Source organism: Enterobacter cloacae complex sp. 2024EL-00227 (assembly GCF_043945315.1).
Classification (GTDB): Bacteria; Pseudomonadota; Gammaproteobacteria; order Enterobacterales; family Enterobacteriaceae; genus Enterobacter; species Enterobacter roggenkampii.
On record NZ_JBIMQP010000013.1, the window covers coordinates 105,285 to 131,712 of the forward strand.

Annotated in this window: 25 protein-coding genes and 1 pseudogene; 4 read left to right on the plus strand and 22 right to left on the minus strand. The window is 59.4% G+C overall.

The window, feature by feature from the left end; genetic code table 11:
* Positions 1-17: 17 nt before the first annotated feature.
* A complete protein-coding gene (gene acs, locus ACHH0Z_RS20170; RefSeq protein ID WP_008503397.1) occupies positions 18-1,976 on the minus strand; it encodes an acetate--CoA ligase in 1,959 nt (652 codons plus the stop codon).
* Positions 1,977-2,399: 423 nt separating this feature from the next.
* Here acs and gltP point away from each other — a divergent pair, with 423 nt between their 5' ends.
* Positions 2,400-3,713 carry a glutamate/aspartate:proton symporter GltP gene (gene gltP / locus ACHH0Z_RS20175; protein WP_008503398.1) on the plus strand — a complete coding sequence of 438 codons (1,314 nt, stop codon included), beginning with the start codon at positions 2,400-2,402 and terminating at the stop codon, positions 3,711-3,713.
* A gap of 83 nt (positions 3,714-3,796) precedes the next feature.
* Here gltP and ACHH0Z_RS20180 read toward each other — a convergent pair whose 3' ends face one another.
* The 3 genes and pseudogenes from ACHH0Z_RS20180 to fdhF form a co-directional block, all read right to left on the minus strand.
* On the minus strand, positions 3,797-4,471 hold the full coding sequence (locus tag ACHH0Z_RS20180; RefSeq protein ID WP_008500036.1) for a tetratricopeptide repeat protein: 675 nt from the start codon (positions 4,469-4,471) through the stop codon (positions 3,797-3,799).
* Positions 4,472-4,592: 121 nt separating this feature from the next.
* Positions 4,593-4,741 (minus strand): annotated as a pseudogene (locus ACHH0Z_RS20185) (Hok/Gef family protein).
* A gap of 321 nt (positions 4,742-5,062) precedes the next feature.
* On the minus strand, positions 5,063-7,210 hold the full coding sequence (gene fdhF / locus ACHH0Z_RS20190; protein WP_084832236.1) for a formate dehydrogenase subunit alpha: 2,148 nt from the start codon (positions 7,208-7,210) through the stop codon (positions 5,063-5,065).
* Between the two features lie 256 nt (positions 7,211-7,466).
* Here fdhF and ACHH0Z_RS20195 point away from each other — a divergent pair, with 256 nt between their 5' ends.
* Positions 7,467-8,198, plus strand: a complete 732-nt coding sequence (locus ACHH0Z_RS20195) for a response regulator (protein WP_021242940.1) — start codon at positions 7,467-7,469, stop codon at positions 8,196-8,198.
* A 3-nt stretch (positions 8,199-8,201) separates the two neighbouring features.
* Here the strand turns inward: ACHH0Z_RS20195 and lpxO are convergent, their stop codons facing one another.
* The 7 genes from lpxO to ACHH0Z_RS20230 all read right to left on the minus strand — a co-directional run bounded on the left by lpxO (position 8,202) and on the right by ACHH0Z_RS20230 (position 15,349).
* Positions 8,202-9,110, minus strand: coding sequence for a lipid A hydroxylase LpxO (gene lpxO / locus ACHH0Z_RS20200; RefSeq protein WP_045407268.1), 909 nt, complete (start codon positions 9,108-9,110; stop codon positions 8,202-8,204).
* A gap of 143 nt (positions 9,111-9,253) precedes the next feature.
* A complete protein-coding gene (locus ACHH0Z_RS20205; RefSeq protein WP_032655361.1) occupies positions 9,254-10,258 on the minus strand; it encodes a carbohydrate kinase family protein in 1,005 nt (334 codons plus the stop codon).
* Positions 10,258-11,118, minus strand: coding sequence for a ketose 1,6-bisphosphate aldolase (locus tag ACHH0Z_RS20210; RefSeq protein ID WP_025912336.1), 861 nt, complete (start codon positions 11,116-11,118; stop codon positions 10,258-10,260). The genes ACHH0Z_RS20205 and ACHH0Z_RS20210 overlap by 1 nt, the downstream gene beginning before the upstream one ends.
* A gap of 10 nt (positions 11,119-11,128) precedes the next feature.
* Positions 11,129-11,815, minus strand: a complete 687-nt coding sequence (locus ACHH0Z_RS20215) for a D-lyxose/D-mannose family sugar isomerase (RefSeq protein WP_023293504.1) — start codon at positions 11,813-11,815, stop codon at positions 11,129-11,131.
* A 49-nt stretch (positions 11,816-11,864) separates the two neighbouring features.
* Positions 11,865-12,806, minus strand: coding sequence for an ABC transporter substrate-binding protein (locus ACHH0Z_RS20220; protein WP_021242935.1), 942 nt, complete (start codon positions 12,804-12,806; stop codon positions 11,865-11,867).
* Between the two features lie 30 nt (positions 12,807-12,836).
* Complete coding sequence (locus ACHH0Z_RS20225) at positions 12,837-13,832, minus strand: ribose ABC transporter permease (RefSeq protein WP_045407271.1); 996 nt, start codon at positions 13,830-13,832, stop codon at positions 12,837-12,839.
* On the minus strand, positions 13,829-15,349 hold the full coding sequence (locus ACHH0Z_RS20230; RefSeq protein ID WP_021242933.1) for a sugar ABC transporter ATP-binding protein: 1,521 nt from the start codon (positions 15,347-15,349) through the stop codon (positions 13,829-13,831). Before ACHH0Z_RS20230 ends, ACHH0Z_RS20225 begins: the two co-directional genes overlap by 4 nt.
* Before the next feature lie 181 nt (positions 15,350-15,530).
* On the opposite strand from ACHH0Z_RS20230, the gene ACHH0Z_RS20235 reads away from it, so the two are divergent.
* Positions 15,531-17,810: an ATP-binding protein gene (locus ACHH0Z_RS20235; RefSeq protein WP_045407274.1), complete on the plus strand. Its 2,280-nt coding sequence runs from the start codon at positions 15,531-15,533 to the stop codon at positions 17,808-17,810.
* Between the two features lie 69 nt (positions 17,811-17,879).
* Positions 17,880-18,203, plus strand: a complete 324-nt coding sequence (gene yjdP / locus ACHH0Z_RS20240; protein ID WP_008500050.1) for a DDRRRQL repeat protein YjdP — start codon at positions 17,880-17,882, stop codon at positions 18,201-18,203.
* Between the two features lie 82 nt (positions 18,204-18,285).
* On the opposite strand, the gene phnP is transcribed toward yjdP, so the two are convergent.
* The 11 genes from phnP to phnF form a co-directional block, all read right to left on the minus strand.
* On the minus strand, positions 18,286-19,044 hold the full coding sequence (gene phnP, locus ACHH0Z_RS20245; RefSeq protein WP_045407275.1) for a phosphonate metabolism protein PhnP: 759 nt from the start codon (positions 19,042-19,044) through the stop codon (positions 18,286-18,288).
* 9 nt (positions 19,045-19,053) lie between these two features.
* Positions 19,054-19,488, minus strand: a complete 435-nt coding sequence (gene phnO, locus ACHH0Z_RS20250; RefSeq protein ID WP_021242924.1) for an aminoalkylphosphonate N-acetyltransferase — start codon at positions 19,486-19,488, stop codon at positions 19,054-19,056.
* Positions 19,481-20,032 (minus strand): ribose 1,5-bisphosphokinase, encoded by a 552-nt coding sequence (gene phnN, locus ACHH0Z_RS20255; RefSeq protein ID WP_102046715.1) that lies wholly within the window; start codon positions 20,030-20,032, stop codon positions 19,481-19,483. Before phnN ends, phnO begins: the two co-directional genes overlap by 8 nt.
* The gene (gene phnM / locus ACHH0Z_RS20260) at positions 20,029-21,165 is read right to left on the minus strand and encodes an alpha-D-ribose 1-methylphosphonate 5-triphosphate diphosphatase (RefSeq protein WP_045407278.1); all 1,137 of its coding nucleotides are present in this window, start codon (positions 21,163-21,165) and stop codon (positions 20,029-20,031) included. The genes phnN and phnM overlap by 4 nt, the downstream gene beginning before the upstream one ends.
* Entirely contained in the window at positions 21,162-21,842 is a 681-nt protein-coding gene (gene phnL, locus ACHH0Z_RS20265; RefSeq protein WP_045335185.1) for a phosphonate C-P lyase system protein PhnL, read from the minus strand. The genes phnM and phnL overlap by 4 nt, the downstream gene beginning before the upstream one ends.
* A 157-nt stretch (positions 21,843-21,999) precedes the next feature.
* Positions 22,000-22,755, minus strand: a complete 756-nt coding sequence (phnK, locus tag ACHH0Z_RS20270) for a phosphonate C-P lyase system protein PhnK (protein WP_045407280.1) — start codon at positions 22,753-22,755, stop codon at positions 22,000-22,002.
* Positions 22,752-23,597 (minus strand): alpha-D-ribose 1-methylphosphonate 5-phosphate C-P-lyase PhnJ, encoded by an 846-nt coding sequence (locus ACHH0Z_RS20275; protein ID WP_045407282.1) that lies wholly within the window; start codon positions 23,595-23,597, stop codon positions 22,752-22,754. Before ACHH0Z_RS20275 ends, phnK begins: the two co-directional genes overlap by 4 nt.
* Positions 23,590-24,654, minus strand: coding sequence for a carbon-phosphorus lyase complex subunit PhnI (locus tag ACHH0Z_RS20280; RefSeq protein WP_023293494.1), 1,065 nt, complete (start codon positions 24,652-24,654; stop codon positions 23,590-23,592). Before ACHH0Z_RS20280 ends, ACHH0Z_RS20275 begins: the two co-directional genes overlap by 8 nt.
* Entirely contained in the window at positions 24,654-25,238 is a 585-nt protein-coding gene (gene phnH, locus ACHH0Z_RS20285; protein ID WP_008500060.1) for a phosphonate C-P lyase system protein PhnH, read from the minus strand. Before phnH ends, ACHH0Z_RS20280 begins: the two co-directional genes overlap by 1 nt.
* A complete protein-coding gene (gene phnG, locus ACHH0Z_RS20290) occupies positions 25,235-25,687 on the minus strand; it encodes a phosphonate C-P lyase system protein PhnG (protein ID WP_045407285.1) in 453 nt (150 codons plus the stop codon). Before phnG ends, phnH begins: the two co-directional genes overlap by 4 nt.
* Positions 25,688-26,413: a phosphonate metabolism transcriptional regulator PhnF gene (gene phnF / locus ACHH0Z_RS20295; RefSeq protein WP_023326523.1), complete on the minus strand. Its 726-nt coding sequence runs from the start codon at positions 26,411-26,413 to the stop codon at positions 25,688-25,690.
* Between the last annotated feature and the right edge of the window lie 15 nt (positions 26,414-26,428).

Below are 26,428 nucleotides of genomic sequence, written 5' to 3' on the forward strand. Positions count from 1 at the left end.
GGGAGAGGGAGAAAACACTAGGAAGGCATTGCGATGGCCTGCTTCTCTTCGAGCAGTTTTTCCACCACGCCAGGATCCGCGAGCGTTGAGGTATCACCGAGGTTGCTGGTGTCCCCTGCCGCGATTTTGCGCAAGATACGGCGCATGATTTTGCCGGAGCGGGTTTTCGGCAGCGAGTCGGTCCAGTGCAGCACGTCCGGCGTCGCCAGCGGGCCAATCTCTTTACGCACCCAGTTGCGCACCTCAGCATAGAGCTCTGGCGACGGCTCTTCCCCGTGGTTCAGGGTGACGTAAGCGTAAATTGCCTGGCCCTTGATGTTGTGCGGAATGCCGACAACGGCGGCTTCGGCAATCTTCGGATGCGACACCAGCGCCGATTCAATCTCCGCGGTGCCCAGACGGTGGCCGGAGACGTTCAGCACGTCGTCCACGCGTCCGGTGATCCAGTAATAGCCATCTTCATCACGACGCGCGCCGTCGCCGCTGAAGTACATGTTTTTAAAGGTCGAGAAGTAGGTCTGCTCGAAGCGATCGTGATCGCCGAACAGGGTACGCGCCTGACCCGGCCACGAGTCCGTGATCACCAGGTTGCCTTCGGTGGCCCCTTCCAGCGGGTTGCCTTCGTTATCCACCAGCGCAGGCTGTACGCCGAAGAACGGACGGGTTGCCGAGCCCGCTTTCAGCTGCGTGGCGCCCGGCATCGGGGTGATCATAAAGCCGCCGGTTTCGGTCTGCCACCAGGTGTCCATGACCGGGCATTTCTCGTTGCCGATTTTCTTCCAGTACCACTCCCAGGCTTCCGGGTTGATTGGCTCACCCACGGAGCCGAGGATGCGCAATGAAGAACGGTCCGTGCCTTCGATGGCTTTGTCGCCTTCCGCCATTAACGCGCGGATGGCCGTTGGTGCGGTGTAGAGAATGTTGACCTGGTGTTTGTCGACCACCTGGCACATACGCGCCGGGGTCGGCCAGTTCGGCACGCCTTCAAACATCAGCGTGGTGGCGCCACAGGCCAGCGGACCGTACAGCAGGTAGCTGTGTCCGGTGACCCAGCCCACGTCGGCGGTACACCAGTAGATGTCGCCCGGGTGGTAGTCGAAGACGTATTTGAAGGTAGTGGCCGCGTAGACCAGATAACCGCCGGTGGTGTGCAGCACGCCTTTCGGTTTGCCGGTTGAGCCAGAGGTATAAAGAATGAAGAGCGGATCTTCCGCGTTCATCTCTTCCGGCTGATGCTGGTCGCTCGCCTTTTCAATCAGGTCGCTCCACCACAGGTCGCGCCCCTCGTGCCAGTCGATTTTGCCGCCGGTACGCTTAAGGACGATGACGTTGCTGACCGTGTTGACGTTCGGGTTTTTCAGCGCTTCGTCGACGTTTTTCTTCAGGGGGATACTGCGTCCTGCGCGCACGCCTTCATCGGCGGTGATCACCAGTTTTGAGCTTGAATCGACAATACGACCCGCAACCGCCTCTGGCGAGAACCCACCGAAAATAACGGAATGAATCGCGCCGATACGCGCACAGGCCAGCATGGCCACCGCCGCTTCCGGCACCATCGGCATATAGATAGCGACCACGTCGCCTTTTTTAATGCCTTTATCCAGCAGGACGTTGGCAAAGCGGCACACGTCGCGGTGCAGTTCTTTATAGGTAATGTGTTTGCTCTGCGAGGCATCATCGCCTTCCCAGATAATCGCCGTCTCGTTCCCGCGCGCGGCAAGGTGACGGTCCAGACAGTTTGCCGCCAGGTTCAGCGTGCCATCTTCATACCATTTAATGGAGACGTTACCGGGCGCAAAGGAGGTGTTCTTTACCTTCTGATAAGGTTTGATCCAGTCAAGGATATGGCCCTGCTCACCCCAGAAGGTGTCCGGGGCGGTAATAGATTGCTGATATTTCTCGTGGTACTGCTCCGGGTTGATCAGGCAACGGTCCGCAATGTTTGCGGGAATGTCATGTTTGTGTATTTGGCTCATGGCTTTTTTTCTCCTTGTAAGATGTTAATAATATGTCGCAAAAACGTTAAGAGTAGGGGCTTTACAAGCTTTGTTTATTATTTGGGCGACAGATCACGCATTGTTTGAACAGGTTGAAAAATGAGCGAATGAAACTTTGAAGGAAAATAATTTATGCTGACGATTATTCACATTTATGTTTAAAAAAGGTTTTTTATAACAAAAGGTTATTTATTAGAATCAGGAGAAACTCCCGTCACAGACGCTTTTACGAGTGAAATGCGTCGTTCTTTAAGGCTTGCGCAACAGGCCGCGCAAATGATACTCATACGCCGCGTTAAAAAATCCCATAAATCGACGCAACACAATTCATACCCTTTCAGTATGTCCCCATATTCATGCAGTTTAAGTGAATAAGGCGCTTCATTGAGGAAGTCAGTTTCTATGAAAAACGTTAAAGTCAGCCTGGCCTGGCAGATCTTAATCGCCCTTGTGCTGGGCATCCTGCTGGGCAGTTACCTCCACTATCACAGCGACAGCCGCGACTGGCTGATTGCGAACCTGCTTTCACCGGCAGGGGATATCTTTATTCACCTGATCAAGATGATCGTAGTACCGATTGTGATCTCGACGCTGGTGGTGGGTATTGCAGGCGTCGGCGATGCGAAGCAGTTAGGCCGTATTGGTGCGAAAACCATTATCTATTTCGAAGTGATCACTACGGTTGCGATCATTCTCGGTATTACCCTGGCGAACGTGTTCCAGCCGGGTTCCGGGATTGATATGTCGCAGCTGGCGACGGTGGATATTTCGAAATACCAAAGTACGACCGCTGACGTGCAAAGCCATGCACACGGCCTGATGGGCACGATCCTTTCTCTGGTACCGACCAACATCGTGGCGTCGATGGCGAAGGGCGAGATGCTGCCTATTATCTTCTTCTCGGTCCTGTTTGGTCTGGGGCTCTCTTCACTGCCCGCGACGCACCGCGAACCGCTGGTGACCGTGTTCCGCTCGATCTCCGAAACCATGTTTAAAGTGACCCACATGGTGATGCGTTACGCGCCGGTAGGGGTGTTTGCGCTTATCGCCGTCACCGTGGCGAACTTCGGTTTTGCCTCCCTCTGGCCGCTGGCGAAGCTGGTGCTCCTGGTGCACTTTGCCATCCTGTTCTTTGCGCTGGTGGTGCTGGGAATTGTGGCGCGTCTGTGTGGGCTGAGCATCTGGATCCTGATTCGTATCCTGAAAGATGAGCTGATTCTGGCCTACTCCACGGCAAGCTCTGAGAGCGTGCTGCCGCGTATTATTGAGAAGATGGAAGCCTACGGTGCGCCAGCGTCGATCACCAGCTTCGTGGTGCCGACCGGTTACTCCTTTAACCTGGATGGTTCCACGCTGTACCAGAGCATCGCCGCTATCTTTATTGCGCAGCTGTACGGCATTGACCTGTCGCTGTGGCAGGAGATCGTCCTGGTGCTGACCCTGATGGTGACGTCTAAAGGCATCGCAGGCGTACCGGGCGTTTCGTTCGTGGTGCTGCTGGCGACGCTGGGCAGCGTAGGCATTCCGCTGGAAGGCCTGGCCTTTATCGCGGGTGTGGACCGTATCCTCGACATGGCGCGTACGGCGCTGAACGTGGTGGGTAATGCGCTGGCGGTGCTGGTTATCGCCAAGTGGGAACACAAATTCGACCGTAAAAAAGCGCTGGCGTATGAACGCGAGGTGCTGGGTCGTTTTGATAAGACGGCTGACCAGTGATGTAAAAAGCCGGGTGGCGGCTTCGCCTTACCCGGCCTACACAAGCCGTAGGCCCGGTAAGCGCAGCGCCACCGGGCAATGGTTTACTCCCCGCTCAACGCATCAAACTCTTCGCACCCCGTATCAAACCCTTCCGTACAGCTCAGGTTTAACCAGTACAGCGCTTTCTGTTTATTGGGCGTGATAAAGCCTTTCTCCCCCTGCCTGAACAACATCCCTGCCCAGTACTCGGCATAGCCCGTACGCGAAAGGGCTGAACTCCGCTTGAACCACGAGGCGGCCTGCACGTCATCCTGCGCTACTTCGACGCCGTTGGCATAAATCAGCCCCAGCAGCAGCTGTGCATCGACCGCAGAGTCGCTGTCGATATCTTCGGTTGCCGTGTGCAGCAGTCTGATGGCCTGGGGATAGTCAGTTTTCCCCGCCTGAGTATTCACCAGAATGCGCGCCAGCATGATCGCGCCGCGTTTGCTGCCAGCAATGTTTGCCTGTTGGGCCAGGGCTTTGGCCTGTGAGTAATCGCCCTGCGTAAAGAGGATTTGCGAGAGCAACCCCATGGCGTCGACATCGCCGCCTTTCGCGGCTTTCTCGGCCCACAGCGCGGCCTGCTTGCTGTCGCCGGAGCTGAAGTACGTATCGGCAAGATAATACTGGGCACGCGCATCACCGGCTTCCGCCTGTTTCCGATACTGGCTGCCTATCTCATCGGCGCGGGCGAAGGATGTTAAAAACACTAACAACAGAAAAATGGCTTTCATGGATTCTTATCATCTGGGTACACGCCGCGCAGTATAATCGCGGGCGCAAAAGAAAAAAATGGGTGCATTAAGACCTCAGCATCCTACAAGCCGGGCGGAACCGTTGTTCCGCCCGTAGAGGTTAGCCTGGGTTGCAGGCTAATTTAGCCGCCACCTCCTGATGCTCACTCTTTATTACTCGCAGAGCCTGCCGCGAGTAATAAAGGTAAAGATCACTATCGTCAGGCAAACAATAAAGACGATGCCTAACGCAGTTTTTAATGGCGTCATGCCTTTTACTCCTTGTCAAAAAAAGAATAAGAGGCTACTCTCAACTTGTTGGAGTTGAGGGAGTAGCCTCGGGTAAATGAAAATTTCCCGGGGCTTTCTACTTTCTGTCCCTCAACAATGCTCAAGACAGAAAGTCTTAAGCACCCGCCGAATATCTTATCCCTCTGAATTAAAATGCAAAGATGTAATTCTTTTTCGCGAAAATTACATTATTTCTGCGAGCCGTTTTCAAGAATATTAATTAATATTATTGATGGGTTACTCGGAAATAAAAAGGGAGTGAATATTTCACTCCCTTTATTCATCGATGAATTAACGGCTTCAACCCATTGCGCTTTCGCGCAGTCGGGCTTTTAGCTTGTTATATTCGTCGATCACATACTGTTCCGCGGCGTGCTGATCCGCAATCGGCTCAACGTTAACGGCGCAGTATTTATACTCCGGCGTTTTGGTTATCGGGCTTAAGTTCTCTGTTACCAGCTCGTTGCAGGCACCAATCCACCACTGGTAGGTCATATAGACCGCCCCTTTGTTTGGACGATCGCTGACCTGCGCACGAGTAATGATCCGCCCTTTGCGCGAGTTCACCCACACCAGCGCTTCATCCTCAATACCGAGCTGTTCCGCATCGGCGGTGTTGATTTGCGCATAGCCCGGTTCATCCGCCAGCGCCGCCAGCGCGGCGCAGTTTCCGGTCATCGAACGACAGGAGTAATGGCCCACTTCGCGTACGGTGGAGAGCACCATCGGATACTCATCGGTGAGTTTATCGATCGGCGCGACCCAGTCGCAGGTGAAGAACTGCGCCAGCCCGTTCGGGGTGTCGAATTTCTCCTTAAAGAGATAGGACGTCCCCTGATCGGCCTTTGACTCATCCCGACACGGCCACTGGATGTATCCCAGCTCGCCCATTTTTTCATAGGTGGCGCCGTAGAAGTCCGGACACAGGCTGCGCAACTCATCCCAGATCTCCTGGGTGTTGTTGTAGTGCATCGGGTAGCCCATGCGGGTGGCGATTTCACTGATGATCTGCCAGTCCGTTTTCAGATCCCACTTCGGCTCGACCGCCTTGAAGAAGCGCTGGAAGCCGCGGTCGGCCGCCGTGTAGACGCCTTCATGCTCGCCCCAGGAGGTCGACGGTAAAATGACATCCGCCGCCGCCGCGGTTTTGGTCATGAAGATATCCTGGACAATCACCAGCTCCAGATCCTCAAACCCTTTACGCACTGCAGAAAGCTCGGCGTCGGTCTGAAGCGGATCTTCACCCATGATATAGGCCGCACGCACTTCGCCATGCGCCGCGCGGTGCGGCAGCTCGCTGATGCGATACCCGGTATGTTCCGGCAGGCTTTCCACGCCCCACGCCTTCGCGAACTTGGCGCGGTTTTCCGGGAACTTCACGTACTGGTAGCCCGGATACGTGTCCGGCAGCGCGCCCATATCGCAGGCGCCCTGCACGTTATTCTGACCGCGCACCGGGTTCACGCCAACGTGTGCTTTACCCAGATTACCGGTCAGCATCGCGAGGCTGGTGAGCGAGCGCACGGTTTCCACGCCCTGGTAGAACTGGGTCACGCCCATGCCCCAGAGAATGGCGGCGGTTTTTGCCCCGGCATACATTCTGGCCGCCTGACGAATCTCCTGTGCGCTAACGCCGGTTATCGCTTCGACGGATTCAGGCGTATAGCCCTCGACTATTTTCTTATACTCTTCAAAGCCTTCTGTACGGGTCGCGACAAACGCCTGATCGTACAGGTTCTCCTCAATAATGACGTGCCCCATTGCGTTCAACAGCGCGATGTTTGAGCCGTTTTTCAATGCAATGTGCATATCCGCAATGCGCGCGGTTTCAATTTTGCGCGGATCGCAGACGATGATTTTCGCCCCATTCTGTTTAGCGCGAATAACGTGGTTCGCGACGATAGGGTGAGAATCCGCCGGGTTATAACCAAAGATGAAGACGAGATCGGTATTATCTATCTCGTTGATGGCATTACTCATTGCGCCGTTACCGACCGACTGGTGCAGACCTGCAACCGATGGGCCGTGTCAGACGCGAGCGCAGCAGTCGACGTTATTGGTACCAATAACGGCGCGCGCGAATTTTTGCATCACATAGTTGGTTTCATTTCCCGTCCCGCGGGAAGAGCCGGTGGTCTGGATGGCATCCGGGCCATACTTGGCCTTAATGGCACTCAGGCGCGTGGCGACATAATCCAGCGCCTCGTTCCAGGATACGGCTTCCAGCTTGCCGCCGCGCTCGCGGCGGATCATAGGGGTTTTCAGGCGCGGGGTAAGGATTTGGGTATCGTTAATAAAATCCCAGCCGTAGTACCCTTTCAGGCACAGCGTGCCCTGGTTGGTTTTCCCCTGCGCGGCCTCCGCCCGGACGATTTTGCCGTTATCGACCACCAGGTGGATCTTGCAACCTGAGGCACAATAAGGGCAAACCGTGACGACTTTTTTCATCAGTCTGCTCCAGTTAATCGAATCGTTCGCACCCACTATGCAGCTTCTATGCCATGTTTTTTGTATGGGTATCCCCTGACTTTACGGCCCATCCGGGGTGAAAACCCTGACAAAAAGCAGTCAATCGTCAAAATTGACGTGTCGACAGGGCGGCGGATGTGACATGGGTTGAATTTCCGTCACTGAAAAAACCTTTTGACTGGAGCCGACGGCAGAATAGTTCAGACTTAACATAATCCCCTGACGGAAGCATACGATGAAACCGGCGATTCTGGTGGTTGATGACGATACGGCAGTCTGCGAACTGCTTCAGGACGTGCTGAGCGAGCACGTCTTTAGCGTGCTTGTCTGCCATAACGGCCAGGATGCGCTGCGCCAGGTGCAGCAGGAGCCGAATATCGCGCTTGTGCTGCTGGATATGATGCTGCCGGATATCAACGGCCTGCAGGTTCTGCTGCAGCTGCAAAAGCAGCGTCCGGCGCTACCGGTTGTGATGTTAACCGGCCTGGGCAGTGAGTCAGACGTGGTGGTGGGGCTGGAGATGGGGGCCGACGATTATATTGGCAAACCGTTCAACCCGCGCGTGGTGGTCGCCCGGGTGAAAGCGGTGTTGCGCCGAACGGGCGCGCTGGCGGCAGAAGCCCCCGCAGCGCCCGTCGCGGGCATTGCGTTTAACGGATGGACGCTTGATACCACCCGCTGTGAGCTGATTGATCCGCAGCGTAATACCGTGCCCTTAACCCAGGGCGAGTACGGCCTGCTGCTGGCGCTCACGCAAAATGCCCGCCGGGTGCTGAGCCGTGACAGGCTGCTTGAGCTGACCCACAGCGAAAGCGCCGACGTGTTCGACCGCACGATTGACGTGCTGATCATGCGCCTGCGCCGGAAAATAGAGGCTAACCCGCATCAGCCTGCGCTCATCAAAACCATCCGCGGGTTGGGTTACGTGTTTGCCACTGACGTGAGCCGGCCCGAACAGGCGGCATAAGGCTTACGTTATCGCCGGAACAATGATGGCGGCAAAGATTGCAGCGATGCAAAGATACTTGAGGGCGTAATAGGCCTTACGGTTCCTTTTTTTCAGACGCTGCCCCCGCTCGCGACCTGCATGAACGTATTTAAAAATGCGGTTAATGCCGCCGGTGCTGTCATTCTCGTCATTCGGTGACCTGGCCGCAGACATCAGCGTGGTTCCCACCCAATGGTTAACCGCCTGCGCCCAGCGCCATTTCATCGGACGCTCGATATCGCAGAAGAGAATAATGCGCGTTTGATCCGTTTTATTTTCTGCCCAGTGGACGTAGGTCTCATCAAAAATAACGGCTTCACCATCCCGCCAGCTGTGGCGTTGCCCGTCGACTTCAATAAAGCAGCGATCGTCATTCGGGGTGAATAAGCCCAGATGGTAACGAACCGAGCCCGCATACGGATCCCGGTGCTTGCCAAGCTTTGCACCCGCCGGCAGCTCGGCAAACATGGCCGCCTTCACCGAAGGGATTTCACTCACCAGCCGGGTCGTCACCGGGCATAAAGACTGCGCGGAGGGATGGGCATCGGCATACCACTTCAGATAAAAACGTTTCCAGCCGCGTTTAAAAAAGGTGTTAAAGCCGGCGTCGTTATTATTTTCCGCTGCCTTAATATGATGCTGCAAACGCAGCGCCTCTTCGCGAATAACCAGCCAGTTTTCCGTCAGCTTATTTAATTCCGGGAAGCGCTCTGTTTCAAAGAAAGGCTGCCTGGCGGGCAGGGAAGAAAACGCCGTCATAAACATATTGATGGGCGCCATAAACGTCGAATGGTCGAAGAGCTGACGGGAAAGCGTCTGTTTTTCTTTGCCGCGGGAATGCGCATAAATAACGCTGATAATGAAAATACCGATGATGATGGCTGCGAACATTTTTCCCTTGTCCTCTTTCTATCTCATTTCGGAAAAGCGTGCGGACAGAGTGCTGCCCACGCCGAATATGCCAGATGGAGAGAGTGTAGTTCGGGAATATAAAATTCATAGAACTGTAATGAAAAATCGCAATTATTGTTAAATTAAATGCTCTCGCGAATAAACGCCTGCAGCTCGGCCAGCGTTTTTGCGCCGTCAATCGCATTGGCGGCCAGCAGGCTTGCCCGCGCGCAGGCGTGCGCCAGATAAATACTCTCTGTTAGCGGGAGCGATTCATGGCAGCCGTATAAAAAGCCCGCGCAAAAGGCATCGCCCGCGCCGACGCTGCCGATAATCTCTTCCTGCTCCAGCATCCATGACGGGATCCAGCGACCCGCTTCACCGCGAGCTTCTCCCCATGCGCCTTCCGGACAGTGGATCACCACCCGCTGGCGTACGCCGGCCGCCAGCAGCTGCGCCGCGGCGTCCGCGATATGGGCAATGTGCGGGGCGTCGTTTTCGTCACGCATTGTCAGGCCGCTAAACTCACCGGCCTCCAGCTCGTTAATCACCAGATAGTCGAGATGGCGAAGGGCAGGGAGCACCAGCGGCTGATAGCGCGGGTCGCCCTTGCGGGAAACCAGATCGAGCGAGGTTTCATACCCCTGGTCGCGCATCTGCGCCAGCAGCCGCGCGCTGCGGGTGCCAAATTCGTCATCGGGCATATCCAGGCTGTCGAGCAGCAGGAGATAGCCGAGATGGAAGATCTTCATCGATCCGTCTAAGCGATCGAAGGCGGGAAGATCCAGCAGGCGGTTGGCCCCCGGCGAGTGGAAAAAGGTGCGCTGTCCGCTGGGGTCGGTCATCACCTGCGACATGGAGGTTGGCGCAAAGGTGGTGCGCTGTACGCGCTGGCGGTTGACGTGGTACTGGTCGAGCATCGCCAGAATGTAGTCCCCGTCGCCGTCTTCGCCAATCAGCCCCACCGCCTGCAGCGGCAGGCCAACGTGCATTTTTGCCAGCGTCAGCAGGACGTTGAGCGGCGCGCCGCCGGTTGAGCGTTCGCTGTGGGTGATTTCCGCCAGCCAGCCGCGCTCCGGCCACTGTACGATCTGGTGGACGTGGTCCACCAGCATATTGCCTGCGGCGATGATGCCTTTGCGTTCCATCATGCCTGCCCCGCGCTGCCGAAGATGCGCATCTGTTCGGCGACCGTATCGGTAATCGCTTCTTCAATGCCGAGCAGCAGTTCGGCAAACTCGTCGTACAGCGGCTGGCGGTTCGCCATGCGCTGCTCCACGGCGGCGAGTGCGGCCTGCGACATGCCGGTATAGAAATTGATTTTATGAATGCCCAGCTCGATGGCGCGGCGGAAGTCGGCATCGCTAATCCCGGAGCCGCCGTGTAAAACCAGCGGCAGCCCCGTCTGCTGACGAATGGCGTCCAGACGCGGGAAATCGAGCTTCGGCTCGCCTTTATACTTGCCGTGTGCGTTGCCGATGGCGACGGCCAGCGCGTCGATGCCGGTTGAATCAACAAATTCGCGCGCCAGCTGCGGATCGGTGAAGAAGGCTTCATCCGCATGTCCGTAAAGCGCGCCCCCTTCATCACCCCCGACCGCGCCCAGCTCTGCCTCCACGGAGACGCCCACCGCATGGCACATCTTCACCACTTCTCGCGTCTGGCGAACATTTTCCTCATAGCTCAGCGTAGAGCCATCGAACATCACGGAGCTGAACCCTAAGCGCAGGGCGCGCACGACGGCGTCATAATGCAGGCCGTGGTCGAGGTTGAGCACCACGGGAATAGCGTGGCGAGCGGCCTCGAACTTCACCGCTTCGACAAGGGAATCCAGCGACACGTACTTAAAATGCACTTCCGCGATGTTGATGATAAACGGCGAGCGTTCCTGCTTTGCGGCGGCGAATAGCGCGCGCAGGAAGTGGGAGTCGAGCACGTTAAACGCGCCCAGCGCATAGCGGTGTTGTCTGGCGTGCGCAAGACCGTCGGCAAGAGAAATCAATGGCATCATTCACCCCTTATATCCGGAACAGGTTGTACTCGTTGCACAGCACCAGCAGTGCCGGTTCGTCTTCTTCGATGTTGTTATAGCGGGCAACCGGCTGCAAAAAGTGGTTGTCGTGTTCATCGTCATTAACCGAGGAGACTTCCCCCACCAGCACGTCGCCGAAGCCGCGTTCGCCCCAGAAACTGTGGTAAAGAGTGGGCGTCAGGCAGATGCTTTCCCCTGGCGTGAGGCGCAGCTGGCTGCCGGGGGCGTGGGTCTGGCGGCAGCCGTCGACGGTGACGGTCACGTCGGTGTTTTCCGTCTCTTCATGCGCTCCGGCATTCCATAACTCAATGATCAGATTCCCGCCGCCCCGGTTGATGATGTCTTCGCGCTTGCGCCAGTGAAAATGCATCGGCGTCACCTGGCCGTCGCGCACGTGCATGATTTTTTCGGCATAGCTTTTTTCATAAGGCACGCCGTTGGGCGAGCCGTTGCGCAGGGTAAAGAGCGTCAGGCCCTCAGCGGCAAAGTTGTTGCCGCCGAACGCCGTCACGTCCCAGCCGAGCTTGAGGTCGAACACTTCCTGCCATGCGGCCTGGTCAAGCTGCTGCCATTTCGTTGGCGGAAAGCTGGCAAAAGGCGGGAGATGAACGTCGTGCATGGAGAAAAACTGCCGCGTGTGGCCGAGGATTTCATTGATGTCGGAGCGTTTCATGGGGACTCCTTGAAAACAGTTCCCTCTCCCTGCGGGAGAGGGAAAAGGATCATTTAACCGTCCAACCCTTATAGGTACCGACGTTCTTTTTATCGATCATCGTCACCGGGATCAGCACGGGCGCTTTCGGCGCGGGTTTGCCCTGGAGAATGTCATAGCCAATCTCCACCGCTTTTGCCGCCATGACCTGCGGATCCTGCGCCGGGGTCGCCACAAATAGGGAGTTTTCGCGCTTCAGCGCTTCCTCACCGTCCGGCGATCCATCCACGCCAACGATAAAGAACTCATTGCGCTGAGCCTGTTTCGCGGCCAGATCGGCGCCGATCGCAGTCGGATCGTTAATCGCAAACACGCCGTCGATCTTCGGATTGGCCGCCAGCAGGGAGGTCATGACTTCCAGACCGCCTTCACGACTGCCCTTGGCGTTCTGGTTATCCGAGAGCACCTTGATATCCGGATGTTTTTTGAACTCCGTCTGGCACCCTTCTACGCGGTTTTGTACCGCAGAGACCGGCGGTCCGTTGATGATCACCACGTTGCCTTTCCCTTTCAGGCGGTCGGTAATGTACTTACAGGCCATCTCACCCGCCTGGGTGTTATCGGAGGTGATGGTGGCATCAGCCCCTTCCGCCGCCACGTCAACCGCCACGACCACAATCCCGGCGTCCTTCGCGCGCTTCACCGCCGGGCCGATCCCTTTGGAATCCGCGGCGTTGAGGATGATCATGTCCACTTTCGCGGCAATGAAGTTGTCGATCTGCGCCACCTGCTGGCCCAGATCGTACCCGCTGGAGACCAGCGTCACCTTGACGTTATCGCCCGCCAGCTTGCGCGCTTCCAGCTCGGCACCTTTGGTGATCTGCACGAAGAACGGGTTAGCCAGGTCGCCCACCGTCACGCCGATGGACTTCAGATCTTTCGCCTGCGCAAACGGCGTTGCGGCAAGCAGCGCGCCAGCACAGAGCGCGGTCACTAAGGGTTTCAAACGCATCTTGTCTTCCTCACTCGTAGGGTATTGTTGTTATGCACTTTGATGGTGTCGGGTACGGTATTTGTCGATCAGCACCGCAATGATGATCACCGCCCCTTTGATCACCAGCTGCCAGAAGTAGGAGACGCCCATCAGCGTCATGCCGTTGTTGAGGGTGGCGATGATCAAGGCACCGACCAGCGTGCCGGTGATCGTGCCGATCCCGCCGACGAAGCTGGTGCCGCCGAGGATCACCGCCGCAATTGCATCCAGCTCGTAACCCGTGCCGAGGTTGCCGTTGGCGCTGTAGAGGCGCGAGGCGCTCATCACCCCGCCGAGGCCGGAGAGCAGGCCGCTCATGCCGTAGACAAACAGCAGCACCAGCCAGACCTTGATGCCCGTTAAGCGCGCCGCCTGCATGTTGCCGCCGACCGCGTAGATATGAACGCCGAGCGTGGTGCGGCGCAGGATGAACCAGCAGATAGCAATGACCGCCAGGGCAATGACTACCAGCCACGGAATCGGGCCGAGGTAGTTATTGCCGATCCACTCGAAGTTGATGTTGGAGTTAATGACCGTGGTGCCGTCGGCCAGCAGATAAGCCGCGCCGCGCAGTGCCGTATAGGTGCCGAGCGTCACGATGAAGGGCGGCAGCCCGGCGAAGGCCACCAGCGCGCCGTTGAACAGGCCCAGCACCATGCCGAGCATCAGCGCGGCCGGAATGGACAGCCCGGCGAATTCGGGAATGAGCGACACCACCATCGCCGCCACCGCCGTGGTGCCGAGAATCGACCCTACGGAGAGGTCAATCCCGCCGGTGAGGATAATAAAGGTCATTCCCGCCGCCAGCACGATGTTGATCGACGCCTGACGGGTGATGTTGAGCAGGTTGCTCTCAGTGAAGAAGTTGGGCGCAATAAAGCCAAAAACCGCCACAATCAGGATCAAAATCGGCAAAATGCCGACCGTTTGCATCAGATCGCTCATCAGCATTTTTTTGGCGGAGGCGGATTTCGCCACCTGCTGCGGATGGGTTGGAGTTGTCATGATTGCACCGCCTGATGATGAGTGTCGTTCACGCCGGTTGCCAGCGTCATAATGTTTTCCTGAGAGATGTCACGTCCGTGAAGCTCGCCCGCGATGCTGCCTTCGCGCATCACGTAAACCCGGTCGCTCATGCCCACCACTTCCGGCAGCTCGCTGGAGATCATCAGGATCGCCACGCCTTTGCGCGCCATCTGGTTCATGATGCGGTAGATCTCGCTTTTTGCGCCGACGTCCACGCCGCGCGTGGGTTCGTCCAGAATCAGAATGCGTGGGCCGATGGCTACCCAGCGGGAGATGAGCAGTTTTTGCTGGTTGCCGCCGGAAAGACCGCCTGCGCGCACCTGCGAATGGGGCACGCGGATATTGAGCAGAGCAATGGCGTCATCGGAAATGGACTGGGCTTTTTTGCGGTTCAGCCAGCCGAAGGTGGCGTCGCGCTCCAGCGTCGCCATAGTGATGTTCTCCTGCGCCGCCAGCTCCAGAAACAGCCCCTGCTCCTTGCGGTTCTCGGTGAGAAAACCGATGCCGTTTTCGATGGCCGCGCGCGGGGAGTGGATCACTACCGGCTCGCCGTCGACCTCAATCATGCCGCCCGTGGCTTTACGCACGCCGAAGATAAGCTGTGCCAGCTCGGAACGTCCGGCCCCGACCAGCCCTGCCAGCCCGACGATTTCGCCGGAACGCACCTGCAGGCTGCACGGCTGTACTTTTTTACCGTCGGTGAGGTGGTGGACGTTGAGACGCGGACTGCCGAGGGGAATATCACGCTCCTTGTTGAACAGGTCGCTTAGCGGGCGGCCCACCATCATCTTTACCAGTTCCGACGCGTTCAGCTTGTCGCGCGTCAGGCTCCCGACGTACTGCCCGTCGCGCAGAACGCTGACGCGGTCAGAGAGTTCATAGACCTCCGCCATGCGGTGGCTGATATAGATGATCGCCATCCCTTCATCGCGCAGGCGCAAAATCAGTTCAAACAGGCGATGGGTTTCGCGGGAGGAGAGGGCGGCGGTGGGTTCATCCATCACCAGAATGCGGCTGTTGCGGTGCAGCGCGCGAGCAATTTCCACCTGCTGCTGTTCGGCGATGGTGAGCTTCATCACCAGATCGGTGGCGCTAAACTGCGCGCCGAGGCGGTCAATCACCGCCTGCGCCTGGGCGGCCATCTCCTTGCGCTGGACCAGCCCGCCGCGCGACAGCTCGCTGCCGAGGAAGATATTTTCGGCTACGGTCAGATTGGGCGCGAGCTGCATCTCCTGGTAAATCAGCGTGATGCCTGCGGCCAGCGCATCCTTCGGCCCTTTAATGTGAAACGGCTGGCCGTCGATCAGGATTTCGCCGCCGGTGGCGGTATAGGCGCCCGCAAGGATTTTCATCAGCGTGCTTTTGCCTGCGCCGTTTTCACCCATCAGCGCGTGGATCTCACCTGCAAAGACCGTCAAATCCACACCCTTGAGCGCGTGGAAACTGCCAAACGTTTTGGCAATGCTGCGCATCTCTAATACCGGGGTTCTGCTCATGGCGGATCTCCTGTGAATGCCGATTTCTGCACTTCATCACAGGTGCGTAAATGCAAAATGTCAGAAGCTGTTCATATTTGTCATAGTTATGAATAGCTAATCGCCATCACATTTTCCTTTTCCCTCTCCCTGTGGGAGAGGGCCAGGGTGAGGGCACCAAACCGCACAGGAGCCCAACCCCATGCCATCACGCCCCCCGTTCTTCGCCAGCGCACGAGGCCGCCTGCTGATTTTCAATCTGCTGGTGGTCGCCGTGACGCTGATGGTGAGCGGCGTGGCGGTGCTCGGCTTCCGCCACGCCAGCCAAATCCAGGAGCAGGTCCAGCAGCAAACGCTGGACGACATGACCGGCAGCATGAACCTGGCCCGCGACACCGCCAGCGTGGCAACGGCGGCGGTGCGGCTCTCGCAGGTGGTCGGGGCGCTCGAGTATAAAGGTGAAGCCGAGCGCCTGAAGCAGACGCAAATGGCCCTGCGCCACTCGCTGGAGCAGCTTGCGGAGGCGCCGCTGGCGCAGCAGGAGCCGGCGCTGGTGGCGCGTATTATTCAACGAAGCAATGAGCTACAGCAGAGCGTGACGGAGATGCTGGAGCGCGGACAGCGACGCCATCTGGAGCGTAACGCGCTGCTGAGCTCGCTGTACCAAAGCCAGAGCTACCTGCGCCATCTGCAGGACATCAACCGCCGCTATGACAGTAACGTACCGGATGCGCAGCAGCTGATGGAGATGGACCGGCTGATCGCCGCCGCCATCGACACCCCTTCGCCGCGTGCGACCGTTCAGCAGCTGGACGCGGTGGCCGCAACGCTGCCCCGGAGTGCCGCACAGCCGGTTGTGAAGGCGGTTCTGCCTGATTTTAATGCCGAGCTAGGTCAGCTCGCCCCGCTGTCGAAGCAGCTGGAGGAGAGCGATCTGGCGATAAGCTGGTACATGTTCCACATCAAGGCGCTGGTGGCGATCCTCAACAGCGATATTAATCAGTACGTTGAGCAGGTGGCGCAGGCCTCCCGGCTTCGCACGGCCCAGAGCCATCACGAGCTGCAATCCATCAGCGTATTTATCACCATTTTCGCCGTGCTGGCGCTGATCATCACCGGGTGTGCCTGCTGGTATATCTACCGCCATCTGGCCTCCAACCTGACGGCCATTTCCCGGGCGATGTCACGCCTTGCGCACGGCGAACAGGATGTTTCCGTTCCCGCGCTGCAGCGGCGTGATGAGCTGGGTGAACTGGCGCGCGCGTTCAACGTTTTTGCCCGCAACACCGCCTCGCTTGAGCACACCACGCGTCTGCTGAAAGAAAAAACCACGCAGATGGAGATCGACCGCATTGAGCGTCAGGGGCTGGAAGAGGCGCTCCTGCACAGCCAGAAAATGAAGGCCGTCGGACAGCTGACGGGCGGGCTGGCGCATGATTTTAATAACCTGCTGGCGGTGATCATCGGCAGCCTTGAGCTGACCGACCCCGAATCAAACGACGCGCCGCGCATTACCCGGGCGCTGAAGGCGGCCGAGCGTGGCGCCTTGCTGACCCAGCGCCTGCTGGCGTTTTCCCGCAAGCAATCCCTGACCCCGCATGCGGTTGAAATGCAGCCGCTGCTGGAGAACCTCCGGGAACTGCTGCGTCACTCCCTCCCTGCCACCCTGACCCTGGAGATCGAAGCGCAATCCCCGGCATGGCCCGCCTGGATAGACGTTAGCCAGCTGGAAAACGCCATCATAAACCTGGTGATGAACGCGCGCGATGCAATGGAAGGGCAAAGCGGGGTGATAAAAATCCGCACCTGGAATCAGCGCGTCACCCGCAGCGACGGGCGCAGGCAGGATATGGTGGCGCTGGAGGTCATTGACCGCGGCTGCGGGATGTCTCAGGAGGTGAAATCCCGCGTCTTTGAGCCGTTCTTCACCACCAAACAGACCGGGAGCGGGAGCGGGTTAGGCCTGTCGATGGTGTACGGCTTTGTCCGCCAGTCCGGCGGCCGCGTGGAGATCGAGAGCGCGCCGGGGCAGGGGACGACCGTCCGGCTTCACCTTCCGCGATCGACGCTACCCGTAGTTCCTGAAGATGAAACGCTCTCTGCCACCGCCTCCGTCGATAACGAGCGGCTGGTACTGGTGCTGGAAGATGAAGCCGATGTCCGTCAGACCCTGTGCGAGCAGCTGCACCAGCTTGGCTACCTGACGCTCGAAGCGGAAAACGGCGAGCAGGCGCTGAACATGCTGGCGGCGTCGCCGGATATTGGCATGTTTATCAGCGACCTGATGTTGCCGGGAAGCCTGAGCGGAGCCGAGGTGATTAGTCATGTGCGCAGCCACTATCCGCAGCTTCCGGTGCTGCTGATCAGCGGACAGGATTTACGGCCCACGCATAATCCTCAGCTGCCGGACGTTCAGCTACTGCGCAAGCCGTTTACGCGGGTGCAGCTGGCGCAGGCGCTGCGGAGAGTGATGGTAATTTGAGATTCCTCCGCTACCCCCACACCCTGCTGTTCATTACCTTAAGGCCAGTTCACCTGCGAGTCTGGCCTTATGAAACGTTACTCTACCGCTCTGTTATTTGGTCTGCTGTCACTCACCAGCCAGCTGGCGCATGCCGATGTGATTGATGACGCCATTGGCAACATTCAGCAGGCGATCAACGATGCCTATAACCCCAGCAGCAGCCGCAGCAACGATGATGACGATCGTTATGACGATAACCGTCGCATGGATAGCCGTCAGTATGACGATCGCCGTCGGCAGCTTGAAGACAGACGCCGCCGTTTAGACGAGCGTCAGCGCCAGCTGGATGACGACAGACGCCGTCTGGAAGAGGATGAGCGCAGGTTGGAAGACGATTACGATCGAGGCTAAAGCCTGGTGGCGCTTCGCTTACGCAGGCCTACAAAACCCTGGCGCGTAGGCCGGGTAAGGCGCAGCCGCCACCCGGCAAAACTCAGTCGAGAACCAACACCATTCCGTCATACCCCGCTTCAATGCCGTCAGGCAGCGGGTTATCCATCATCCACACGTCAAACTGATGGCTAATGTGCGTCAGGATCACCTGCGGGCAGCCAATCACTTCGTTTAACGCCATCACGGTATTTAAGTCGCAATGGTTTCGCGGCGTCTCGTCGCGCGGTTCGTGGCTGCAGTCGATAATCATCGCCTGCGGCTGACTGTTAAGCAGGAACTTCACCGTTTTTTCCGGCAGCCCGGCGGTATCGGACAGCCAGGCCACGCGGCTGTGGGCTGACTCCAGCAAATACCCGAAGGTCAGTTTCGAATGGTTGAGCGGCAGGGGCGTAACCCGCATACCCTGAAGCTCAAACATGACAAAGGGGTCGACCGTGTGGCTGAAATCCAGAATCCCCGGATGTTTAAACAGGTCGTCGCATCCTGCTTCGTCCGGCGGACCGTAAACCGGAATCGTCGCGCCCACGCCCCAGCGCAGGGGGAAGAGTCCCTGAACGTGATCCATATGGTAATGGGTCAGCAAAAACTGCTGAAAGCTGCCTGCAGCCCAGTCGTCCATCAGGTGTGGAATACCGGCATCCAGCAGGGTCACCGCATCGTTGAATTTGACCACCGCGCTACAGGGGCGACGGCGATAGGTCTCCTGCAGGCGCGCCCGGCGGCACGCCGCGCAGTCGCAGCCAAAGACCGGCACGAGTTGCGCGCTTCCGGTTCCTGTTAACGTGATTGTCAGACTCATAACGCACCTCTACAGCGGTTTGGTGAATCGGAAATGGCTCTGCGTATATCCTTCACGGACGTAAAAACGGTGGGCGTCGGTGCGCTTCACGCTGGTGGAGAGTTCGGTCAGCTCCGCACCGGCCTCTCGTGCCACCCCTTCCGCCCAGGCCAGCAGCTGGCTGCCCACCTTTAACCCGCGCGCCTGCGGCATCACCACCAGCTCCTGGATCTCGCCGATCCAGCGTGCGTGGTGGAGGTGAAACTGCATGTGCAGGCCGATCATGCCGATGACCTGCCCGTCCAGTTCGGCAAGCTGGTAGCGCATGTTGTGATCCTGCAGATTGGCAAGATAGCCCGCGTGAAACGCCTGGTGATCAAATTCGGCCTGCTTTAATTCGCAGATTAACGCATAGACGATTTGCGCATCGTCGGCGGTGGCGGGGCGAAGCGTGCAGTCAGGCATGCTGTTTCTCCTTCTGACGGATAAGCGATAAAAAGGTCTCGACTGACTGTAGCAAACTTCCGTCGTTATTAAGGATATGGCAGTCGGACGGGGCGTAGCGCGCCGCACGCGCAAGCCGCTGATCGATCTCACGGGCGGATTCACGACCCCGGCTCTGCAACCGGCTGCGCAGGACGTCCGGTGAAACCTGCAGGCAGACCGGCAGCAGGGCCGCCCCATAGCGGGCGCGCGCCTGCGGAAGATGCGCCCGTGAACCGTTGACCAACACGTCGAACCCCGCATGCAGCCACAGATCGGTCTCGATGCCGATCCCATAGTAATAGCCGTTGGCGTGCCAGCTCAGCGCCAGCAGGTTTTGCCCGGCACGAATGAAAAACTCCTGCTCGCTCAGGGCGATATGGTTTTCACTCCCCGCATTCGCCGACCGGGTAATGTACCGGTGCGCCACCAGCAGTTGCGGATGCTCCTGCTGCCGTAAGGCGGACAGCAGGCTGTCCTTACCGGAGCCGGACGGCCCCATTAACCAGATAAGTCTTCCCATCAGAACACCCTTTTTCCCTGACGCCAGACGTGGTCAATATGGATGTGCTCGCCCTTGCGGTGGGCCAGCACCAAATCCGCCCGCTTGCCTTCGGCTATCTCGCCGCGATCCTGCAAGTTAAGCGCCGAGGCCGGGTTTTTCGTCACCAGGCGAATCGCCTGCGGCAGCGTAAAGCGGTTGCCCTCGTCGTCGGCCACCCGGAACGCCGCGTCGAGCAGGCTGGCGGGGTAGTAGTCGGACGAGAGAATATCCAGCAGGCCGAGGGACGCGAGCCTGCTTGCCGCAACGTTGCCGGAGTGCGAGCCGCCGCGCACGATGTTCGGTGCGCCCATCAGCACGTTCATGCCGTGCTTGCGGGAGGCTTCAGCCGCCTCGAACGTGGTGGGAAATTCGGCGATCACGCTGCCAAGCTGGTGGGATTCGAGCACGTGATCGTGCGTGGCATCGTCATGGCTGGCCAGCGCGATATTGCGGTCCCGGCACATCGCCGCAATTCGGACACGGTTAGGCTGCGACCACCGTGCCGCAAGCGCCAGCTGCTCTTCTTCGTAACGGGCCATCTCCGCGTCGCTGAGGGAATATTTGCCCTGATAGTATTCGCGATACTTTTCAATGTTGGCGAACTGACGCTGCCCCGGCGAGTGGTCCATCAGGGAGACCAGCGACACCGGCTCGCGGCCGACCAGCTTTTCAAACAGCGGCAGGGTGGTGTGGTGCGGCAGCTCGCAGCGCAGGTGCAGGCGGTGCTCGGCGCGGTTGAGGCCGCGCTTTTGCGTCTCCTCGACGGCGTTGATCATCTTCTCCAGGTTCTCCAGACGGTCGCCGCCGTCGCGCACGTCGCCGATGGCCACCGCGTCCAGTACGGTGGTGATGCCGCTGGCGACCATCAGCGCGTCGTGGCTGCTCATCGCTGAATGCGCGGGCCAGTCCACCTTCGGGCGGGGGGTGAAGAACTTGTCCAGATTATCGGTATGCAGTTCGATCAGCCCCGGCAGCAGCCAGCCGCCGTCGCCGTCCATCGCCTCGGGCGAGCGGCTCTGGGTTTCGGCAAACGCGCGGATTGTTCCGTCCTGGATCTCAATCGAGCCGTCAACCACTTCATTATCCAGTATCAGCTTGACGTTATTGATAATCATGCGGGAGTCCCCATTGGGTGCAGCCTGTCCGCGACGCGGGTGCGAACGCTCTCGTCGTGGAAGATCCCGACGATCGCCGCGCCGCGCGCTTTGGCCTGTTCGATCAGCTCCACCACGGCCGCGCTGTTTTTAGCGTCGAGCGAGGCGGTGGGTTCATCCAGAAGTAAAATCGGGTAGTCGACGATAAAGCCGCGGGCGATGTTGACGCGCTGCTGCTCGCCGCCGGAAAAGGTCGACGGGGCAAGGTGCCACAGACGCTCCGGTACGTTGAGACGCGTCAGCAGGCTGGCGGCTTTAGCGGCGCAGGTTTCGCGCGGCACGCCAAGATCCAGCAGGGGCTGCATCACCACGTCCAGGGCGGAGATCCGCGGGATCACCCGCAGAAACTGACTCACCCAGCCGATCGTCGAGCGGCGTACCTCCAGCACCTTACGCGCCGGGGCCTGCACCAGGTCGATCCATTCATCGCCGTGGCGAATATGAATATGGCCTTCGTCGGGCAGATAGTTGGCGTAGAGGGAGCGCAGCAGGGTCGATTTTCCGCTGCCGGAGTGGCCGTGCAGCACCACGCATTCGCCGCGATTAACCTCCAGCGAGGCATTTTGCAGCACCGGCAGGCGCACGCCGTTTTGCTGGTGGAGCACAAAGGTCTTACTTACGTTTTGTACGTGGATCATGTTGGCCTCGCGATTCGTTTTGCCGGGTGGCGGCTACGCCTTACCCGGCCTACAAGGTGCGGTGTTCGCGTTGCCGGGTGGCGGCTTCGCCTTACCCGGCCCACAGGTGCGCTATTCGTAGGCCGGGTAAGCGCAGCGCCACCCGGCAACAGCCCCCTCAGTTCTGCAACACGGACGACACCAGAAGCTGGGTGTACGGATGATGGGGATCGTCGAGCACGCGGTCGGTTAACCCACTTTCCACCACCTGACCCTGCTTCATCACCAGCAGGCGGTCCGCCAGCAGGCGCGCGACGCCCAAATCGTGGGTGACAATCACCACCGCCAGGTTCAGCTCCACCACCAGACCGCGCAGCAGGTCGAGCAGGCGGGCCTGCACCGAGACGTCCAGCCCGCCGGTGGGTTCATCCATAAACACCAGCTTCGGATGGGTGACGAGATTGCAGGCAATCTGTAAACGCTGCTGCATGCCGCCGGAGAAGGTTGTCGGCAGGTCGTCGATGCGCGAGGCGGGGATTTCCACTTCTTCCAGCCAGTGCTGCGCCGTGGCGCGGATATTGCCGTAGTGGCGCGCGCCGGTGGCCATCAGGCGTTCGCCGATATTGCCTCCGGCAGAGACCTGACGGCGCAGGCCGTCCATCGGGTGCTGGTGCACCACGCCCCACTCGGTGCGCAGCAGGCGGCGGCGCTCGGCCTCGCTCATGCCGTAGAGCGAAGCGCCCTCATACAAAATGTCGCCGTTCTGCGGCGTCAGGCGCGCGGAGATGGATTTCAGCAGAGTGGTTTTGCCGGAACCGGACTCGCCGACAATGCCCAGCACTTCGCCCGGCCACAGCTCGAACGACACGTCGCTAAAGCCTTTGCCCGGCGCATACAGGTGGGTCAGGTGATTTACCGAAAGCAGCGGTTTCATTGGCCGTTCGCCTCGCTCTGTTGGCGGCAGAAATCGGTGTCGGAGCAGACAAACATCCGTTTGCCCGTGTCGTCCAGCACCACTTCATCCAGATAGCTGTGTTTGGATCCGCAGATGGCGCACGGCTCGTCCCACTCCTGCACCGTAAACGGGTGATCGTCGAAATCGAGACTCTCTACACGGGTGTACGGCGGTACGGCGTAGATGCGTTTTTCACGTCCGGCACCGAACAGCTGCAGGGCGGGCATCATGTCCATCTTCGGATTATCGAATTTCGGGATCGGCGACGGGTCCATGACGTAGCGCCCGTTGACCTTCACCGGGTAGGCGTAGGTGGTGGCGATATGGCCGAAGCGGGCGATATCCTCATACAGCTTCACCTGCATGACCCCGTACTCTTCCAGGGCGTGCATGGTGCGGGTTTCGGTTTCGCGCGGCTCGATAAAGCGCAGCGGCTCCGGGATCGGCACCTGGAAAATCAAAATCTGATCTTCCGTGAGCGGGGTTTCCGGAATGCGGTGGCGGGTCTGGATCAGCGTCGCGTCTTCGGTTTTTTCGGTGGTCGCGACGCCCGTTACCCGCTGAAAGAAGGTGCGGATCGATACGGCGTTGGTGGTGTCGTCCGCGCCCTGGTCGATGACCTTCAGCACGTCCGCCTCGCCGATCACGCTGGCGGTAATCTGGATGCCGCCCGTCCCCCAGCCGTAGGGCATCGGCATTTCTCGGCCGCCGAACGGCACCTGATAGCCAGGAATCGACACCGCTTTTAAGATGGCGCGCCGGATCATGCGTTTGGTTTGCTCATCCAGATAGGCAAAGTTGTAGCCGCTTAAGTTAGCCATGTTTGCGCTCCCGTTGCAGGCGTTTCAGCAGTTCCAGTTCGGCCTGGAAATCGACGTAGTGCGGCAGCTTGAGGTGCGAGACGAAGCCCGCGGCCTCGACGTTATCCGCGTGGGCCAGCACAAACTCTTCGTCCTGCGCCGGGCCTGCAACGTGCTCGCCGTAGTCCGGTGCCTGCAGGGCACGGTCGACCAGCGCCATGGCCATCGCCTTGCGTTCGCCGAGGCCAAACACCAGCCCGTAGCCGCGGGTAAAGTGCGGGTCTTCATTTTCGGGCGCGACAAAACCGTTCACCATTTCACACTCGGTCATCAGCAGTGCGCCGACGTTTACGGCAAAACCCAGCTCTTCCGGCACGATTTCGACGTCGATATAGCCGCTGCGAATTTCGGCGGCAAACGGGTGGTTGCGCCCGTAGCCACGCTGGGTGGAGTAGGCCAGCGCCAGCAGATAGCCCTCGTCGCCGCGCATCAGCTGCTGCAGGCGGGACGAGCGCGAGCACGGGTAAACCGGCGGCGTGCGGGTGATGTCATCCGGCTGCGCGCCGGAGTCCTCTTCCGCCTTCGCCAGGCCCTGTTTCGCCAGCAGGCTGAAGACGTGCGGAGACGGTTCCTGTTCGGCGTCAGAGGTGCTGAGTCGTGGCGCCTCGCCGTTCGCCAGCAGGGTAAAATCCAGCAGGCGATGGGTGTAGTCATAGGTAGGGCCGAGCCGCTGGCCGCCGGGAATGTCTTTATAAACGGCAGAAATGCGGCGCTCCAGGCGCATCTCCGCCGTGTTGATGGGTTCGCTGACCGCCAGCTTCGCCAGCGTGGTGCGGTAGGCGCGCAGCAGGAAGATGGCTTCCACGTTATCGCCGCTGGCCTGCTTGAGGGCCAGCGCCGCCAGCTCGCGGTCGGCGATGCCGCCCTCGGTCATTACCCGATCGACGGCGAGGTTTAGCTGCTGCTCAATCTGGGCGACGCTCAGCTCAGGGAGCTGTTCATCACCCCGTCGTCTGTGCGCCTGCAGCGCATGGGCGGCGGCGATGGCCTTCTCGCCCCCTTTGACGGCAACGTACATCAGCACACCTCCACGTGGGTGGTCCGCGGGATGGCCAGCAGGCGCTCGCCGCAGGTCAGGATCAGGTCAATGCCCAGCGGGAACGGGTGCGGGCGCTCGGTCAGCTCGTGAATGATGCACTCCGGCAGCTGCGGCGCGACCATGCGTTCGTCGGCGATGCCTGCGCCCGTCAGGCGCAGCATGCGGCCGCCGCTCAGGCTGGCGACCTGCAAAATCAGCGTGGCGCTGGTTTCCGGGGCGACGGCGGTGCCTTCGCTCAGGGCATTCAGCTGTTCATGGCTGATTTGTTCGTCGGCCACGGCAAAGATTGCCTGCTGCGGCTGTTCAACAAGCGGGGCGCCGGTGTGAAAACGCAGGTTCTGGTTGGCGATATCGTTCGACAGCGCGCCCGAAAGCCATACCGGGGTATCGTTGTCGGCCAGGGTGAGCAGCACGCTGGTTGTCGCCAGGTTCAGCGGCAGCCAGCCCTGAGAGAGCTGGTGCAGCGAGACAATCACGCCCGGCTCGCTCATGGCCTTCAGCAGGCGACGAAAACTGTGTTGGGCATCCTGGACGGCCAGGGTAAAAGCGGGTTGAAGCGTCATGCGTTGTCTCCGCGAACGAGCGTAAAGAAGTCGACCCGGCTGGTATTCACTTCGGCCTGACGCGCGGCAAGGCGTGCGGCGCGGTCGGCCTCCAGCGGGGAAATAAGGGTTTCCATCAGCGTCTGGAAATGCGGGGGTTCCTGTAAAAGCGCGTCGATGACCGCGCAGCGCTCGGCGTGCGCTTTATCACGCCCCAGCACGTAGCCGTAGCCCAGCGTGCCGCTGTGCAGGCGGATCGCGGCGCGGGTGAGGGTGGCGTCCCCGGCGAAAAAGCGCGCGCCGGTGCCGCCCATGCGCGCCTGGATCTGAACGAGGCCGATCTCCGGCGCGCGGAGGAGGTCGTACCCGGGAGCCAGGCTAAGGGCGTTCATGCGGGCAGAGAGCGCAGCAGGCTGGCTGTGGGCCAGCACGCGCATCCAGCGCTGTCGGGTGGCGGTGTCGAAGTGCATTCAGTGCTCCATGGTGAATTCGATCATGTCGGCGCGGGTCAGGCTGACGGAGTATTCCGTCGCGTCGATCTCGCCGTCACGGTGGTTGAGGGTGCGCACGCAGAGCAGCGGGGCCATATTGGGGATCTCCAGCACCTTGCTCTCTTTCGCCTGCGCGCGGCGGGCGCTGATGCGCGTCTGGGTGCGTTTCAGCGCAATGCCTGTCGCATTCTGGAGAAAATCATGCAGCGATCCGCTGGAGAAATTCTGCAGCACCGGCCAGAGGGTGAGGTCCGCGAAGTAGTGATCGATCTGGCACACCGCGACGCCGTTGACCCGGCGCAGCGTGCGCAGGTGGATGACGTTGTCGCCCTCCTGAATACCCAGCGCGTCCGCCACGTGGCTGGAGGCCGGGCGTAATACCGAGAGCAGCTTTTCGCTGGTCGGGTGGCTGCCCTGATCCAGCAGGTTCTGGCTAAAGCGCGCCTGGGCGTTAAGCGGGTAGTCGAACGGGCGCATCAGCACCAGCACGCCCACGCCCTGACGGCGCTGGACCCAGCCGCGCTCGACCAGCTGGTCAATGGCGCGGCGCAGGGTGTGTCGGTTCACTTCATAGCGGTCAGCAAGCTGCTGCTCGGCAGGGAGGTAGTCTCCGCAGCGGTAGTGCGTGCGCAGCTCCACTTCGAGCTTTGCCGCGATCTCTTGCCAGCGGGTGGGGTAACTGGTCGGATGTCTGGATAAGTGCATAGAAAACAAAGCCTC